Here is a 15,298-nt window from a genome sequence, read left to right on the forward strand (position 1 = left end):
GAAGGAGGCTGGCCGCACGCACGACGAGTGGCAGGACCGGACAGGTCAGGACGTCAACGTGAACACGCACAGGCCGGTGGCCCGCTTGCCAGGCTCCGCGGACCGGCTGCTCGGACGGTGGGTGAGGTGGACTGTCGCAGGGGAGCTGGTCGGCTTCGTCGCGCCCGCGGTACTCGGTGTGGTCAGCGCGGAATGGTCCTCCAGGGCGGCCATCCCGACGATGGTGGCGGCGGGAGCGGTGGAAGGTGTGATGCTCGGCGCTGCCCAGGCGCACGCACTGGCTCCATCCATTCCCGGGTTGCGCTCAGCACGGTTCGCGGGCCTGACGGCCCTCGCCGCTGCCCTCGCCTACGTGCTCGGCATGCTGCCGTCCACCCTGGGGGCGCGGCTGGTGGAGGCCCCACGCGTACCGGTCGTGCTGGCCGGCACAGTGGCCGGGGCAGTCCTGCTCGCGTCGATCGGCACCGCACAATGGCTGGAGCTCCGACGACACGTCGGCAAAGCCTGGACGTGGATCGCGACCACAGCGGCTGCTTGGCTCGCAGGTCTCGTTGCCTTCCTGCTCATCGCCACGCCGTTGTGGCACCCAGGACAGCGACCTGCTGTGGTCGTCCTGATCGGACTGGTCGCGGCGGGCGCGATGGCGACGACCGTCGCCCTGGTCACGGGTCTGGCCCTGCAACGACTTCTCACGCACCGACCTGGCACGCCCTGACCCAGGTTTGTCCCACAGTCGGCCGGTTCAGCTGCCGTTCAGGCCATCCAAGCTCACCCGTCCGGCCCCAACTTCATGAAAACTCAACGAGCGGCCCTGAGTGCTGCTCTACTCGGCGAGCCCGACTTCTGCTATTTGACCGAAAGTATCCACATTTCATGAACTCAGTTCATCGCCGCCTGCTAGCCGCCGGTGTCGCAGTCAGCACCATCACAGCCGCGGCCATCGTCGCAGCGACTCCGTCCTTCGCAGCCCCCATTGACACGGCCCAGACCTTCTTCGCCACCGGGAGCGTCCAGAACTGGACCGTCCCCGCAGGTATCACGGAGGTCTACGTCGACATCAGCGGCGCTCAGGGCGGGGCGGCATACGGCGGGGGCTGGGGCGGAGCCGAACTCACCGGCACGATCTCGGTGACCCCTGGCGAAACGCTTCACATCATCGCCGGCAGCATGGGCCGCAACGGCCTGGTGTACCAGGCCGGGGCCGGCGGCGGCGGTGGGTCATTCATCTACAGGACCGCGGACCAGGGCGGCATCCTTGCTGCGGCGGGCGGCGGCGGAGGCGCGGGATCGAACACGTTCCCCTCCGAGGCCAGCACCGGCACCTCCGGCACGCCCGGTCTCAACGGCGGCGGCGCGGGAGGCACTGGCGGTAATGGCGGCGGTGCCGGCACCGCTGGCGGTGGCGGCGGCCTGCTCTCCAACGGTGGGAGCTTCCAGGGCGGAGGCGGCCAGTCCGTCGCGAATGGCGCGGCCGGCGGCGCAGGCAGCGGCAGCCGTGGGGCCGGCGGCTTCGGCGGTGGCGGCGGGACGACTGGGTTCGCAGGCGCCGGCGGTGGTGGTTACAGCGGCGGCGGTGGCGGCCGGTACAACGGCAACAATGGCGGCGGTGGCGGTGGAGGCTCATTCTTCGCGGGCACGCTGACCGGTGCAGTCTCCGGCCATGGCGGCGACGGCTTCGTCACCTTGTCCTACCCCGCACACCTCACCGCGACCTCGCCCGCGTCCGGGATTCCCGGTAGTTCGGTGACCATCGACGGCACCGGGCTCGCGGGAGCGACCGTGACCATCGGTGGATATGCCGCGTCGGTGACGTCCTCGAGCGACACGCAGGTCGTGGCCACTGTTCCCGCGCCGACGACACCCCCCTCCGGAAAGCAACCGGTCAGCGTGACCACAGCAGGCGGAGTCACCCTCCCCGCGGTCGGAGCGTTCACCTACCAGACAGTCGCGCCGCAGTTCACCGCGGCAGCGGCACCCACCACCGGCGCGGTCGGGGCCGCCTATTCGTACGCGTTCGCCGCGTCCGGATACCCCAACCCCTCCTTCGCCCTGGCCTCCGGCGTCCTTCCGGCAGGGCTCACCCTGACCAGCGCCGGAGTGCTCTCCGGCACCCCCACCAGCGCCGGAGCCTCCACCTTCACGGTCAGCGCGAGCAACGGGGCCTCCCCCGATGCGACTAGTAGCCAGACGATCGCCGTCGGCCAGGGCGCGCAGGCCATCACGTTCACCACTGCGGCGCCCAGCGCTGCGGTGCCGGGCGACACCTACCCGGTCGCGGCCACCGGCGGCGGATCGGCCAACGAGGTGACCTTCTCCATCGATGCCGTCAGCACCTCCACGTGTTCGATCAGCGGTTCGACCGTCACTTTCGACCACGTCGGCACCTGCGTCGTGGACGCCGACCAGGGCGGCAACGCCGACTACCTGTCCGCTCCTCAGGCACAGCAGACGATCGCCGTCGGCCAGGGCGCGCAGGCCATCACGTTCACCACCGCGGCCCCGAGCGCTGCCGTGCCGGGCGACACCTACCCGGTCGCGGCCACCGGCGGCGGATCGGCCAACGAGGTGACCTTCTCCATCGATGCCGTCAGCACCTCCACGTGTTCGATCAGCGGTTCGACCGTCACCTTCGACCACGTCGGCACCTGCGTCGTGGACGCCGACCAGGGCGGCAACGCCGACTACCTGTCCGCTCCTCAGGCACAGCAGACGGTCGCGGTCGGCCAGGGCGCGCAGGCCATCACCTTTGCCCCGCTCACCTCTCCGGCGACCGTGGGGGGCACGCAGAGCCTCACCGCCACGGGGGGCGCGTCGGGCCGCCCGGTCACCTTCGCGGTCGCACCGTCCACGACCGGCTCGGCCTGCTCGATCGTCGGGACGACCCTGTCGTTCGACCAGGCGGGCAGCTGCGTCGTCGTCGCTGACCAGAGTGGCAATGCCGACTACGCCGCCGCTCCGGAAGTGAGCCAGACCGTGACCGTCGCGCTCGCGCCGACCTCGCTCTCTGTCGCCCTCAGCCCGCCCGTGGCGGTCTTCGGCCAGACCGCAACCGCAACGGCAACTGTGGGCGGAGGCCAGGCTGGGAGCATCCAGTTCTCCGTCGACGGCACCAACCTCGGCGCACCCGTCACCGTGAACAACGGCCGGGCCACCAGCCCCGCGCTGGGGATCCTCACGCCCGGCGCACACCAGGTCGGGGCGGTCTTCGAGCCGCTCGCGGCCACGAAGTACGCACCTTCCAGCGCTACGCCTCAGACCCTGGTCGTCGACCAGGCTGCGACGCGACCGACCATCACCGTGCGAGCCGGCAGCATCACGGCCAGCATCGCCCCGGTAGCTCCCGGCTCGGGTACCCCGAGCGGCACCGTCAGGTTCACCGTCGATGGCATGCCGATCGGGACTGCGACGCTCGCCGCAGGAGTCGCAACGCTGAGCTACTCACTCCCCACCGACAAGGCTGACGAGGTTGCCGTCCAGTACCAGGGCGACTCCCGCTTCCTTGCCTCGTCGGCCACCACGACCCGTCGCAGCCCGGGGATCACGGCGACGCTCACCAGCGCTCAGCCCAAGAGCAAGAGCGGTTGGTACCGCAGTGCGGTCACGGTGAGCTTCACCTGCACCCCGAACGGCGCCGCACTGGTCTCCAGTTGCCCGCAACCGGTCACGCTCAGCAGGAACGGCGCGGCGCAGTCGGTCTCTCGCACCATCACTGCTGTCGACGGTGGCGCAGCGACCGTTTCGGTCACCGGCATCAACCTCGACCAGACGCGCCCGACGGTGGCGGTCACGGGAGTCTCGACCCAGACGCCGTACTTTGCAGCCGCGCCGGTCGGAAGATGCACCGCTCGCGACGGACTCTCGGGCATTGGGTCGTGCACCATCAGCTGGCGCGTCAGCGGCGGCACGGCGGTCTACACCGCGACCGCGATGGACAAGGCTGGCAACGTCTCGACGACCCGGCTCACGGCGAAGGTGAGCAGCTTCGTGATCCAGGGCGCGACCTTCAGCAATGGCATGTACCGGGTCAAGGCGGGTCACACCTACACGATGCTGGCCGCCGCGACGAGTCAGCCGCGGTATGTCGACGCGATGCCGTACCCCCGGGCGCCGCGCGGTTTGGACAACAAGTTCGTCAAGACCGGCCCGAACCGCTGGGCACTCGGCGTGACCTTCAGCAGCGCGATGCTGAAGCAGCGTTACTGGAACATCGGTATGCAGGTCGGCGGCCGGACCCAGGTGCTGAAGGTCGAGGTCGTCCGCTAGGCAAGGTCGGAGCGCCTCGGCAACTGACCAACAGGAAGAGGACCCCGACAGAACAGTCTGTCGGGGTCCTCTCCTGTGGAGCCGGTGACGAGAATCGAACTCGCGTGTCCAGCTTGGGAAGCTGGCGCTCTACCATTGAGCTACACCGGCGCACCCCACTGAGGCGGAGCGAACACCGCCCACGGGGCGGTGCGGCAGGAAGTCTAACCGAACGCGCGCACGAGACTGACGGCCCCCGGCATACCCCTCGCGTTAGTCTCTCACCGTGCTGCTGAGCGACCGCGACATCAAGGCCGAGATCGACAACGGACGAGTCGTCCTCGACCCCTGGGACCCGGAGATGGTCCAGCCGTCGAGCATCGACGTGCGCCTGGACCGCTACTTCCGGTTGTTCGACAACCACAAGTACCCCTTCATCGACCCCGCTGAGGACCAGCCCGACCTCACCCGGCTGGTCGAGGTCGACAAGGGGGAGCCGTTCATCCTGCACCCCGGCGAGTTCGTGCTCGGGTCGATCTACGAGACGGTCACGCTCCCCGATGACGTCGCGGCTCGCGTCGAGGGCAAGTCGAGCCTCGGCCGCCTCGGCCTGCTCACCCACGCGACCGCCGGCTTCGTGGACCCCGGCTTCACCGGCCACGTCACCCTCGAGCTCAGCAACGTCGCCACCCTGCCGATCAAGCTGTGGCCGGGCATGAAGATCGGCCAGCTCTGCTTCTTCCGCCTGAGCTCGCCCGTCGAGAACCCTTACGGCTCGGCCAAGTACGGCTCGCACTACCAGGGCCAGCGCGGCCCGACCGCGAGCCGTTCGTTCAAGAACTTCCACACCACCGAGGTCTGACCGCAGCCGAGGTATGCCGCGGGCGCACCCCGGCGCGTGCGTCCCGGACGGTGGGGGACCAGAGTGGAGGCATGAGCCACGACCTGGGAATCGCCCTCGGCGCCATGGAGTTCGGCACCCGCATCGACGAGCCGACCTCCTTCGCCCTGCTCGACCAGTACGTCGACGGCGGTGGGATGTGGATCGACACGGCCGACTGCTACGCGTTCTGGCTCAGCGACACCGGCGCCGGCGGTGACAGCGAGGCCCTGATCGGTCGCTGGCTCGCCCAGCGCCCGGGCCTGCGTGACCGCGTGAAGATCGCCACCAAGGCCGGTTGCGAGCCCGTCACCCCCGGTGTCTTCCCCGGCCCCACGACCGGCCTGGCCAAGGCGGCGATCGACCGGCAGTTCGAGGCGTCACTCGAGCGCCTCGGCCTCGACCGCGTCGACCTGTTCTTCGCCCACCGCGACGACCGCGACGTGCCGGCCGAGGAGGTCGCCGAGACCCTCGGCGCCCACGCGGCGGCCGGCCGGATCGACCGCATCGGCCTGTCCAACTGGCCCGTCTGGCGGGCCGAACGCGCCCGCTCCCACGCCGAGGCGCAAGGGCTCCCGGCCGCCGACACCCTCCAGCTCCGCTACTCCTACCTCCAGCCCCGACCGATGGTGCGCGACCACAGCCACGACCACCGGATGGGCTGGATTACCGACGAGACGATCGACTACCTCGAGGCCAACGCCCAGTGGGAGGCCTGGGCCTACAGCCCGCTGATGCAGGGGTCCTACGACCGCGACGACCGCGAGCCGGAGGAGGCGTTCGACCACCTCGGCAGCGACCGGCGCAAGGCCGCGATCGCGGCCGTGGCGCAGGAGCTGGGCGTCACCAAGAGCTCGGTGGTGCTCGCCTGGATGATCGGCGGCAGCCCGGCGATCCGCCCCATCGTCGCCACCAGCCGACCCGCCCAGCTCGCCGAGGCCCTCGACGCCGCGCGGCTCACCCTCACCGCCGACCAGCGCAAGGCGCTCGACGACGCCTGGTGACCGTGGCGCCGGCCCAGGGCGCCGTGGCATCCAGCAGGGCCACCGCTCCGAACGACTGACACAGCTCGCGAAACCTGAAGGAGGCCCCGGTGTCCGCACCCCGACTGCTCTGGCCGGCGGAGGTCGACCAGCCGCGTGCCGTGGTGCTCGTCCTCCACGGTGGCAAGTCGCGCAGCCGCCGACCCGTGCGGCCCTGGCAGGGAGCCGTGCTGCGTATGGCGCCGTTCGCGAAGGTCATCGCGGAGGCCGGCGCCGGCTCCATCGCCGTGGCGTCACTCCGGTATGCGGTGCGCGGCTGGAACGGTGCCGAGCAGAGCCCCCTGGCCGACACCCGCCTGGCCCTGGAGCAGATCGAGGCGAAGTACCCCGGCGTGCCGATCGGGCTGCTCGGCCACTCGATGGGCGGCCGCGTCGCACTCCACCTCGCCGACGACGAGCGGATCCACGCCATTGCCGCGCTCGCCCCGTGGGTCGAGCCCAGGGACCAGCCGCGCTCCCACCCGGGCCTCCACGTCCTCTTCATGCACGGCACCCTCGACCGCATGACCTCCCCACGCGCGTCGCGGGCGATGGCCACGGCGATGGCCGAGCTCGGGGCCGAGGTCAGCTACGAGTCCGTCAAGGGCGAGAGCCACGCCATGCTCCGCCAGGCCCCGCGCTGGCACCGCGAAGCCGCTGCCTTCCTCGTCGGCCACCTGCTCGACCAGCCCTGTCGGACCCTCACGCCATAGTGTCGGGAAGGGCTCAGCTGGGGCCCACCGACGAGACGTGACAGGGGAGACGACATGGCCGAGGTAGTGCTGTTCCACCACGCCCAGGGGCTGACCACGGGGATCACCGACTTCGCAGAGACCCTCCGCGACGCCGGCCACACGGTGCACACCCCCGACCTCTACGACGGCCAGACCTTCGAGACCCTCGACGAGGGCCTCGCCTACCTGAAGCAGGTCGGCTTCGCCACCATCCTCGAGCGCGGCAAGACCGCGGGCGAGGCGCTGCCTGCCGAGGTCGTCTGGGCCGGCTTCTCGCTCGGCGTGATGCCCGCCCAGCTGCTGGCCCAGACCCGTCCGGGTGCCCAGGGCGCGCTGCTCATGGAGTCGTGCGTGCCACCGTCGGAGTTCAGTGACGACGGCTGGCCCGACGAGGTGCCGGTGCAGGTGCACGGCATGGACGAGGACCCGTTCTTCGCGGGCGAGGGTGACCTCGACGCCGCCCGCGCGCTGGTCGAGGAGGCCGCCGACGGTGAGCTCTTCGTCTACCCCGGCAGGGCGCACCTCTTCGCCGACAACAGCATCTCCAGCTACGACGCCGAGCAGGCCGCGGTCCTCACCGACCGGGTCCTCGAGTTCCTCGACCGCGTGACCTGACGGGTCCTGACTGCGGGTCGCGCGGAGGCGCCTAGCGCTCCTCGGGCGTCGACACGGCATACCGCTCGACGATGTGCTCGGCGATCTCGAGCTCGGGTGACAGGTCGCGGTCCTCGATGCCTGCGGGGAGCGCCTCGCACCGCCCGAACGCCTCGCCCAGCTCACCCACCGGCACGACGCCGCGCATCCTCAACGCCCGCACCGTGCACACGAGCTCGACGGCCAGCATCCGTCGGTAGGCGGCGGTCGCCTCCCCGAGCCGCAACGCCGCCTGCCCGGCGAACGACGCGTCGTCCTCGATCCCGGCCGACACCCCGGCCGTCTGCACGCTCGACGGCGTCGACGCCACGCCTCGGATCGTGGACAGCGCCGAGGCGGCCACGTACTCCGCGATGAGCACCCCCGACGACCCCATCGTCGAGTCCGACAGGAAGAGCGGTAGCCCGCTGTCGGAGTCGGTCAGCGTGTGGCTGATCCGGGACTGCACCGCCTGCGCCGAACGCGTCAGGGCCAACAACGTCGTGTCCACCGCCAACACCAGGTATGCCGCGTGGAACCCGCCGTGGTGCGTCACCTCGGGCGCGCCGTCGGTGCCGGTGAAGAGCGGGTTCTCCGAGGCCGTGTTGGCCGCGGTCTCGACGACGCTCTTGAGGTCGAGGACGGTGTCGAGGACGGGACCATGCACCTGCGGCCAGGTGCGCAGCCCGAAGAAGTCCTGGAGGTGGGCCGGCTCGCCGGGCTGGCCGTCGAGCAGCTCGCGCAGCACTCGGATCACCTCCTGGGCGCCGCGGAAGGGAGTCGCGGCGGCGGCCGTCTCACTCACCGCCTCTGGATTGCCTTGCAGTGCAACGAAACTCAGTGCACAGACGGTGTCGGCGGCGCGCGCCAGCTCGTGCAGCGACGCGGCGTGCAGCGCGGTCTCCGCGATCGCGAACGCGTTGGACGACATGAGCGGGAGGGCGTCGGCCGAGGTCAGCTGCACGACGGAACGCTTGGCGCCGCCGGCCCGCTCACGCTCGCCGATGAGCGCCAGGCCGACCTCCGCGAGCGCGGTGAGGTCACCGGTGCCGAGCGACCCGTAGCGGTGCACCACGGGCAGGTCGCCCTCCGGCGCACCGACGAGGTCAGCGAGCGCCTGCGCGAGCGCGGGGTTCGCGCCCGATCCCCCGGCGAGGATCTGGTTGGCCCGCACCGCCAACGCGGCCCGCACGACGGACGGCGACATCGCCTCACCCCACCCGGCAGCGTGCGAGCGCAGCAGCCGCAGACCGTGGTCGACCTTGGAGTCGGTGCTCTCGTCGCGGGCCGCCCCGACTCCGGTCGTGCGGCCGTAGACCGGGCGGATCCTGCTGACCTCAGCGGCATTGCGGTGCGAGGTCCGGGCCACCGCCATGGCCGCCGGGTCGATGGTCACGGGCGCTCCGCGAGCCGCCCGCTCCAGCGCGTCGAGGTCGAGGCTGTGGCCGTCGAGGTGCACCGGTTGCGTCACGTCGCCAAGTATCGCCTGCCGGTGTCGCTTGTCGGTGTGCTGGGTTAGGTTGATCCGCATGATCGCCTTCGACGGTGTCACCAAGAAGTATCCGGACGGCACCGTGGCTGTCGACGACCTCAGCTTCGAGGCTCCCAGTGGCAAGATCACCGTGCTGGTCGGCCCGTCCGGCTGTGGCAAGACGACGTCCCTGCGCATGATCAACCGGATGATCCAGCCGTCCTCGGGCACCATCACCCTCGACGGCAAGGACACCGGGCGGATGAAGGAGTCCGAGCTGCGCCGCGGCATCGGCTACGTCATCCAGCACGCTGGCCTCTTCCCCCACCGCACGGTCCTCGACAACGTCTCGACCGTCCCGCGCCTGCTGGGCATGGACAAGACCGAGACCCGCAAGCGCTCGATGGAGCTGCTCGAGCGGGTCGGGCTCGACCCGGCCTTCGCCAAGCGCTACCCCGCCCAGCTCTCCGGCGGCCAGCAGCAGCGCGTCGGGGTGGCCCGCGCGCTCGCGGCCGACCCGCCGGTGATGCTCATGGACGAGCCGTTCAGCGCCGTCGACCCGGTGGTCCGCGAGCAGCTCCAGGACGAGTTCCTGCGCCTGCAGGGCGATCTCGGCAAGACGATCATCTTCGTCACCCACGACATCGACGAGGCCATCAAGCTGGGCGACCAGGTGGCCGTGCTCAAGGTCGGCGGCCACCTCGCCCAGATCGCCGCACCGGCCTACCTGCTCTCCCACCCGGTCGACGACTTCGTCGCAGACTTCGTCGGGCGCGACCGTGGCTACCGCGCGCTGTCGTTCCAGCAGACCCCTCGGCTCCCGCTCGCGTCCGAGCGCACCGTCTCCATGGGGGAGCGGATCGACGCCATCGACGCCGACTGGGTGCTCGTGGTCGACGACGACAACCACCCGCTGGGGTGGGTCGAGCCGGCTCGCCTGAAGGGCGAGGTGCGCAGCGAGACCCTCCACCGTGGCGGCACCGTCGCGCGGGCGAGCGGGCCGCTGCGCGCCGCGCTCGACGCCGCGCTGTCGAGCCCGAGCAGGCGAGGGGTGATCGTCGACGACACCGGGGCGCTGGTCGGCACGGTCAAGGCCCACGAGGTGCTCACCGCCATCGAGGAGACCAGCCGCCCAGAGCTGGCGAACCCCGACAACCCCGGGGCGCCGGCGGCATGACCTGGTTCCTCGACCACGTCCCCGAGGTCCTACGACTGGCATGGACCCACGCCTACCTCGCGGGCATCCCGTTGGTGGTCGGGTTGCTGCTCGCGCTCCCGCTCGGCTGGCTGGCGCGGCGCTACTCGTGGCTCTACGCCCCGTTCACGGCCGGGTTCGGGCTGCTCTACACGATCCCCAGCCTCGCGCTGTTCGTCATGCTCCCGCTCTTCACCGGCTACGGCATCCTCAGCCCGGTCAACGTCGTGATCGCGTTGTCCCTCTACACCCTCGCCCTCCTGGTGCGCACCGTCGCCGACGGCCTGGGCGCTGTCCCCGACCACGTCCAGAACGCCGCGACCGCGATGGGCTACACCCGGGGCAAGCGGTTCTTCGCGATCGAGCTCCCGCTCGCCGTCCCCGTGATCGCGGCGGGGCTGCGGGTCGCCGCGGTGAGCAATGTCAGCATCGTCAGCGTCGGCACGATCATCGGGGTCCAGCAGCTCGGGCTGCTGTTCAGTGACGGGTTCAACCGCGACTTCTACGACCCGCTGGTCGTCGGCATCATCGGCTGCGTCGTGCTCGCCCTGCTCTTCGACGGCATCATCATCCTCCTGGCGCGACTGCTCACGCCGTGGCAGCGGGCGACGGGAGGCCGCGCATGAACGGCGTCATCACCTGGCTCACCGACCCGCTCAACTGGTCGGGTCCCGACGGCATCCCGGGCCAGACCCTCACCCACCTCTGGTACTCCGCGATCTCCCTGTTCTTCGCCAGCCTCATCGCCATCCCGGTGGGACTGGCGATCGGCCACACCGGTCGCGGCCGGTTCTTCGTCGTCAACCTCGCCGGCGCCGCCCGCGCGATCCCGAGCCTGGGTCTGCTCTACCTCATGGTCTTGTGGCTGTTCCCCAAGCTCAAGGGCGACTCGGCGTTCCTCGTGCCCAGCCTCATCGTCCTCATCGTGCTGGCGATCCCGCCCCTCATGGCGGGGGCGTACGCCGGGGTCGAGGGGGTCGACCCGGCGGCGCGCGACGCGGCCAAGGGCATGGGCATGACCGGCATGCAGGTCCTCGGCAAGGTCGAGGTCCCCAACGCCCTGCCGCTGATCCTCTCCGGGTTCCGCTCGGCCACCCTCCAGGTGATCGCCACCGCCACCCTGGCCGCCGTGGCCGGCACCGGCGGGCTGGGGCGGTTCCTCATCGACGGCCAGAAGATCCGCGACTACCCCCAGATGGCCGGCGGCGCCTTGCTCGTCGCCGTCCTGGCCCTGGTGGTCGACTTGCTGCTCGCGGTGGTGCAGCGCTACGTCGTCTCGCCCGGGCTGACCGGTCGCGGCGCGGGACCCGCGCGCGGCTCGCTGCGGCGGTCACCGAACCGTAACCAAGGTAATACCCCCCTCGATGTAGACATTCCGTCGTCGCCACGTACGGTGGATGCTCAAACCCCTTGAACAACGGCAGGAGCGGGACCGTGAAGCTCACCAAGATCACCCTGACCATCGCCACGGCGGCGGCCCTCATGGCCACCGCGGCGTGCGGCAACTCCGGTGGCGACCCGCTTGCCACCACCTCCAGCTCGAGCTCGGGCGGCGCTGCCAGCAGCACCATCAAGGTCGGCTCGGCCGACTTCCCCGAGAGCGCGCTGCTCGCCGAGATCTACGCCGGGGCCCTCGAGGCCAAGGGTGTCAAGGTCGAGAAGAAGCTCAACATCGGCGCCCGCGAGGCCTACATCCCCGCGCTCCAGGACGGGTCGATCGACCTCATCCCCGAGTACACCGGCGTGCTTCGTGACTACTTCAAGAAGGGCCAGACCGGCACCGACGCCGAGGCCGTCTACACCGAGCTCAAGGCCTCCGTCCCGGCCACGCTCACCGTGCTCGACAAGTCGGCGGCCGAGGACAAGGACGCCCTCGTCATGAAGAAGTCGCGCGCTGACGAGCTGGGCGTGAAGTCGATCGCCGACCTCGCCGGCAAGGCCGACAAGCTCACCGTCGGTGGACCGCCGGAGTGGAAGACCCGCGACACCGGCATCCCCGGGTTCAAGAAGATCTACGGCCTGACGTTCAAGGCGTTCCGCCCGCTCGATGCCGGTGGCCCGCTCACGCTGGCTGCCCTGAAGAACGGCCAGATCGACGCCGGTGACCTGTTCACCACCGACCCGAGCATCGCGGCGAACGGCCTCGTCGCGCTCGAGGACCCGAAGAGCATGTATGCCGCGCAGAACGTCGTGCCGCTCATCACCAAGGGCAAGAGCAACCCGACCATCGAGGGTGCCCTCAACGCCGTCTCGGGCAAGCTCGACACGGCCACCCTGTCCGACCTGCTCAAGCAGGTCGTCGTCGACAAGAAGGACCCCGACACCGTGGCCAAGGACTTCCTGACCAAGGCGGGCCTCGCCTGACCCAGCAGGGTCAGGCCCAGCAGGGCCTGACCAGTCCGACCTGACCGATCGATCCCGATCCTCCCCGGAGACGGATGAAGGCCGGGTGCGGTGTCCCCCCGGACCCGCACCCGGCCTTTCGGCATGACCCCCCGGTCTGCCAATCCCCGTTCCGCAATCTCGGGAAGCGCCCCTCCGCGCCTCACGTGACCTCGGACCCAGTGATCTCCGTTGCCACCAGAGTGGCGGAGTGGGGCCTGGGCAGGCATCGGTGAAACCACCGATATTCCCCCTGACGTACGGGATAGCCTGTCGGGGTGCTGACTCCGTGCGTGGGTCGTGATGACGTCCTCGAACGCCTTCGGCTCCTGCTCAGCAGCAACCGGTGGGTGACGCTGACCGGCGCCCCGGGGTGCGGGAAGACGCTGGTCGCCCGGCACACCGTCAGCGGTGAAGGTGCCGTCGCCTGGGTCACCGGGCACCAGCACGCGCACGTCGACTCGCTCGTCACCGCCTGCCTCGACGCGCTCGACGCCGAGGTCGCCCCGGGTGACTCGCCCACGCTGGCCCTCAAGCGCGCGCTCGACGGACGCACGACCCTGGTCGTGCTCGACGGCGTGGACGCCATCGAAGGGCTCGGCGAGCTGCTCAACGACCTCATCGAGGACGCCGAGGACTGGCGCCTCCTGTGCACGGCGACCACCGTCTCGGGGCGACCGCACGAGCAGGTGCTCCGGCTGTCCCCGCTCCCCGTGCCCTCGGCCCGCCAACCCCTGGAGGGGCCGGCCATCGAGCTGCTGCTCGCCCGGGTCGCGGCCGCGGGCGGTCACTCGGTCGACCTCGACCAGCACGACCGCATCCTGCGCGGACTCCTGCGCGCCAGCGGTGGGCTGCCCTCGCTCATCGAACAGCTGGCCGTCCAGATCGCGCTCGTCGGGGTCAGCGACGTCTCGCCGACCAACACCCTCGCCGACGCCGTCCGCGCGTCCTACGACCTGCTCGACCCGGCGCAGCAGGAGTGCTTCCGCCGGCTGGCCGTCATCGGTCGCCCGGTCGGTCTCGACGTGTTGGCCGACGTGTGCGGCGTCGGGCGCCCGCAGGCGGTCCAGCTCGCGGCCGCCCTGGCCCGCCGCAGCCTGGTCGAGGTGCAGCCCGACGGACGGTTCGACCTGCTGCCCCCGATGCGCGAGGCCGGACGACGGCTCGCCCGCGAGACCGACGACGCGGCGAGGGCCCTCGACGGGTTGCTCACCTGGGCCGACCGCGTGGTGCCCAAGGCGGTGAACGCAGGGTCGGCCGACGAGCCGTTCCTCAGCCAGCTCGCCCTCGTCGACTCCACGGTCCGCCAGGCCTGCGCCGTCGACGCGACCAGACCGCGCGGCTACGCCATCGCCAACCGGGCCTTCCCTTCGCTGTCCGCCGCGATGCGGCCCCGCGAGGCGCTCGACATGATGGAGGCCGCGCTCGCCAGCGGAGACGGTCCGCCGATCATCGGTTCGCAGCTCGCCCGCCGGGCCGGCATCTGCGCCTCAGAGGTGCGTGGCACCTATGAAGGGCTTCGCCTCCTCGATCGCGCCGAGGAGCACGCCTCGGCCCTCGACAGTGCGACGCGCGACCTCGAGCTGGCCCGCAACGCCGCGATCCGCGCCGAGATGCACCTCGACGCGGGCGACCTCCTCTCGGCCCGCCGCGATGCCGAGCGCACCCTCGACCTCGGGGGCGGCGACCCCTACGTCATCCGCCAGGTGCGGCGCACCCTGATGGACGTCTGCGTCTCGGCCGGTGACTTCGCCGAAGCCGAGGAGCTCGCCACCCTCATCGTCGACTCGCCCCCGGCCGACGAGCTCTGGATCGCGCTGTCGGCTCGCACCCTCCAGGCCAAGATCGCCTGGGAGCAGGGTCGCCTCGTCGAGGCCGCCTCGCTGGCGACCTTCGCCCGCACCCAGGCCGAGGAGATCCGCGAGGACCGCATCGCCCTGCTGGCCGACACGGTGCACCGCATGGTCGCCGGTGGACCGGGGCTGAAGGTCGACACCGAGACCCTGCCGTGGGCGGTGCGCCTCGTCGTCCAGCTCCAGGACGCGCGCCAGCTGCTGGCTGAGGGCGACGCCACCCGCGCCGCCGGTCGCGCCGCCGACATCGTCGTGCTCGCCGACAGCAGCAAGCTCGGCCGCGACGCCGTCGAGGCCCGGCTGCTGGTCGCCGATGCCCTCATGGCGCTCGGCGAGCCCGCCCAGGCACGACCCTCCTACCTCTCGGTGCTGCGCCGGTCGGTCGAGGTGCCCCTTCCGTTGCGCGCCGCCGACGCCCTCGACGGGGTGGCGGCGATCGCCGCGGAGTCGGGCACGGCGGCATACCGGTCCATCGCGGGCGCCGCGGAGGCACTGCGCGCGAGTCGCCGCGCGGTCGGGCGTGGGCGCCCGGGCGTGCCGTATGCCACGGGGTCGCCGAAGGACTGCCCGGCAGGCTGGGTGTCGGCCGGACAGCTCACCAGCACCGGGGTGGCGGCGGTGACCGGCCTGGTCGGCAGCCAGGACTCGGCCGAGCTGGCGCCGACCCCCTTGCGGGTGCTGACCCGGGCCGAGCGCGCCGTCGCCGAGCTGGTCGCCGAGGGGCTGACCAGCCGCCAGATCGCCGAGCAGCTGTTCGTGTCGCCGCGCACGGTCGACGCCCACCTGAGCCACATCTTCCGCAAGCTGGAGATCGCGTCGCGCGCCAAGCTCGCCGCGCTGATGGTCGAGATCGCCTGAGCGACAACCGGTGGGGGCGCGGCGACGA

At 71.1% G+C, this 15,298-nt stretch carries 12 protein-coding genes and 1 tRNA gene; 11 read left to right on the forward strand and 2 right to left on the reverse strand.

Annotation, left to right across the window (positions count from 1 at the left end; translation table 11 throughout):
* Positions 1 to 58 precede the first annotated feature (58 nt).
* On the forward strand, positions 59 to 715 hold the full coding sequence (locus AC1DWJ_RS04790) for a hypothetical protein (RefSeq protein WP_457254230.1): 657 nt from the start codon (positions 59 to 61) through the stop codon (positions 713 to 715).
* A gap of 158 nt (positions 716 to 873) precedes the next feature.
* Positions 874 to 4,263: a beta strand repeat-containing protein gene (locus AC1DWJ_RS04795; protein WP_477620121.1), complete on the forward strand. Its 3,390-nt coding sequence runs from the start codon at positions 874 to 876 to the stop codon at positions 4,261 to 4,263.
* A 76-nt stretch (positions 4,264 to 4,339) separates the two neighbouring features.
* Here the strand turns inward: AC1DWJ_RS04795 and AC1DWJ_RS04800 are convergent.
* Positions 4,340 to 4,413: transfer RNA gene (locus tag AC1DWJ_RS04800), tRNA-Gly, on the reverse strand.
* A 115-nt stretch (positions 4,414 to 4,528) separates the two neighbouring features.
* Between AC1DWJ_RS04800 and dcd the strand changes: the two genes are divergently transcribed.
* The 4 genes from dcd to AC1DWJ_RS04820 all read left to right on the forward strand — a co-directional run bounded on the left by dcd (position 4,529) and on the right by AC1DWJ_RS04820 (position 7,493).
* Entirely contained in the window at positions 4,529 to 5,104 is a 576-nt protein-coding gene (gene dcd, locus AC1DWJ_RS04805) for a dCTP deaminase (protein ID WP_457254228.1), read from the forward strand.
* A 71-nt stretch (positions 5,105 to 5,175) separates the two neighbouring features.
* Positions 5,176 to 6,126 (forward strand): aldo/keto reductase, encoded by a 951-nt coding sequence (locus tag AC1DWJ_RS04810; protein WP_457254227.1) that lies wholly within the window; start codon positions 5,176 to 5,178, stop codon positions 6,124 to 6,126.
* Positions 6,127 to 6,215: 89 nt separating this feature from the next.
* Positions 6,216 to 6,857, forward strand: a complete 642-nt coding sequence (locus AC1DWJ_RS04815) for an alpha/beta hydrolase family protein (RefSeq protein ID WP_457254226.1) — start codon at positions 6,216 to 6,218, stop codon at positions 6,855 to 6,857.
* A 54-nt stretch (positions 6,858 to 6,911) separates the two neighbouring features.
* Entirely contained in the window at positions 6,912 to 7,493 is a 582-nt protein-coding gene (locus AC1DWJ_RS04820) for a dienelactone hydrolase family protein (protein WP_457254224.1), read from the forward strand.
* 31 nt (positions 7,494 to 7,524) lie between these two features.
* Here AC1DWJ_RS04820 and AC1DWJ_RS04825 read toward each other — a convergent pair whose 3' ends face one another.
* The gene (locus tag AC1DWJ_RS04825) at positions 7,525 to 9,042 is read right to left on the reverse strand and encodes an aromatic amino acid ammonia-lyase (protein ID WP_457254223.1); all 1,518 of its coding nucleotides are present in this window, start codon (positions 9,040 to 9,042) and stop codon (positions 7,525 to 7,527) included.
* Here AC1DWJ_RS04825 and AC1DWJ_RS04830 point away from each other — a divergent pair.
* From AC1DWJ_RS04830 to AC1DWJ_RS04850, 5 genes are all read left to right on the forward strand, one after another.
* Positions 9,041 to 10,159: an ABC transporter ATP-binding protein gene (locus AC1DWJ_RS04830; RefSeq protein WP_457254222.1), complete on the forward strand. Its 1,119-nt coding sequence runs from the start codon at positions 9,041 to 9,043 to the stop codon at positions 10,157 to 10,159. The two genes, AC1DWJ_RS04825 and AC1DWJ_RS04830, sit on opposite strands and share 2 nt — an antisense overlap.
* Positions 10,156 to 10,803 (forward strand): ABC transporter permease, encoded by a 648-nt coding sequence (locus AC1DWJ_RS04835; protein WP_457254221.1) that lies wholly within the window; start codon positions 10,156 to 10,158, stop codon positions 10,801 to 10,803. The genes AC1DWJ_RS04830 and AC1DWJ_RS04835 overlap by 4 nt, the downstream gene beginning before the upstream one ends.
* Positions 10,800 to 11,591, forward strand: coding sequence for an ABC transporter permease (locus AC1DWJ_RS04840; RefSeq protein ID WP_457254220.1), 792 nt, complete (start codon positions 10,800 to 10,802; stop codon positions 11,589 to 11,591). Before AC1DWJ_RS04835 ends, AC1DWJ_RS04840 begins: the two co-directional genes overlap by 4 nt.
* Before the next feature lie 20 nt (positions 11,592 to 11,611).
* Complete coding sequence (locus tag AC1DWJ_RS04845) at positions 11,612 to 12,541, forward strand: ABC transporter substrate-binding protein (protein ID WP_477620122.1); 930 nt, start codon at positions 11,612 to 11,614, stop codon at positions 12,539 to 12,541.
* A gap of 296 nt (positions 12,542 to 12,837) precedes the next feature.
* On the forward strand, positions 12,838 to 15,270 hold the full coding sequence (locus AC1DWJ_RS04850) for a LuxR C-terminal-related transcriptional regulator (protein ID WP_477620123.1): 2,433 nt from the start codon (positions 12,838 to 12,840) through the stop codon (positions 15,268 to 15,270).
* Positions 15,271 to 15,298 lie beyond the last annotated feature (28 nt).

This window comes from Pedococcus sp. P2_D7 (assembly GCF_056404295.1).

Bases quoted from the DNA above. Each gene is read 5' to 3' on its own strand.
- AC1DWJ_RS04830 (WP_457254222.1), top strand. From the start codon at position 9,041: ATGATCGCCTTCGACGGTGTCACCAAGAAGTATCCGGACGGCACCGTG.
- AC1DWJ_RS04810 (WP_457254227.1), top strand. From the start codon at position 5,176: ATGAGCCACGACCTGGGAATCGCCCTCGGCGCCATGGAGTTCGGCACC.
- AC1DWJ_RS04825 (WP_457254223.1), bottom strand. From the start codon at position 9,042: ATGCGGATCAACCTAACCCAGCACACCGACAAGCGACACCGGCAGGCG.
- AC1DWJ_RS04840 (WP_457254220.1), top strand. From the start codon at position 10,800: ATGAACGGCGTCATCACCTGGCTCACCGACCCGCTCAACTGGTCGGGT.
- AC1DWJ_RS04820 (WP_457254224.1), top strand. From the start codon at position 6,912: ATGGCCGAGGTAGTGCTGTTCCACCACGCCCAGGGGCTGACCACGGGG.
- AC1DWJ_RS04795 (WP_477620121.1), top strand. From the start codon at position 874: ATGAACTCAGTTCATCGCCGCCTGCTAGCCGCCGGTGTCGCAGTCAGC.
- AC1DWJ_RS04835 (WP_457254221.1), top strand. From the start codon at position 10,156: ATGACCTGGTTCCTCGACCACGTCCCCGAGGTCCTACGACTGGCATGG.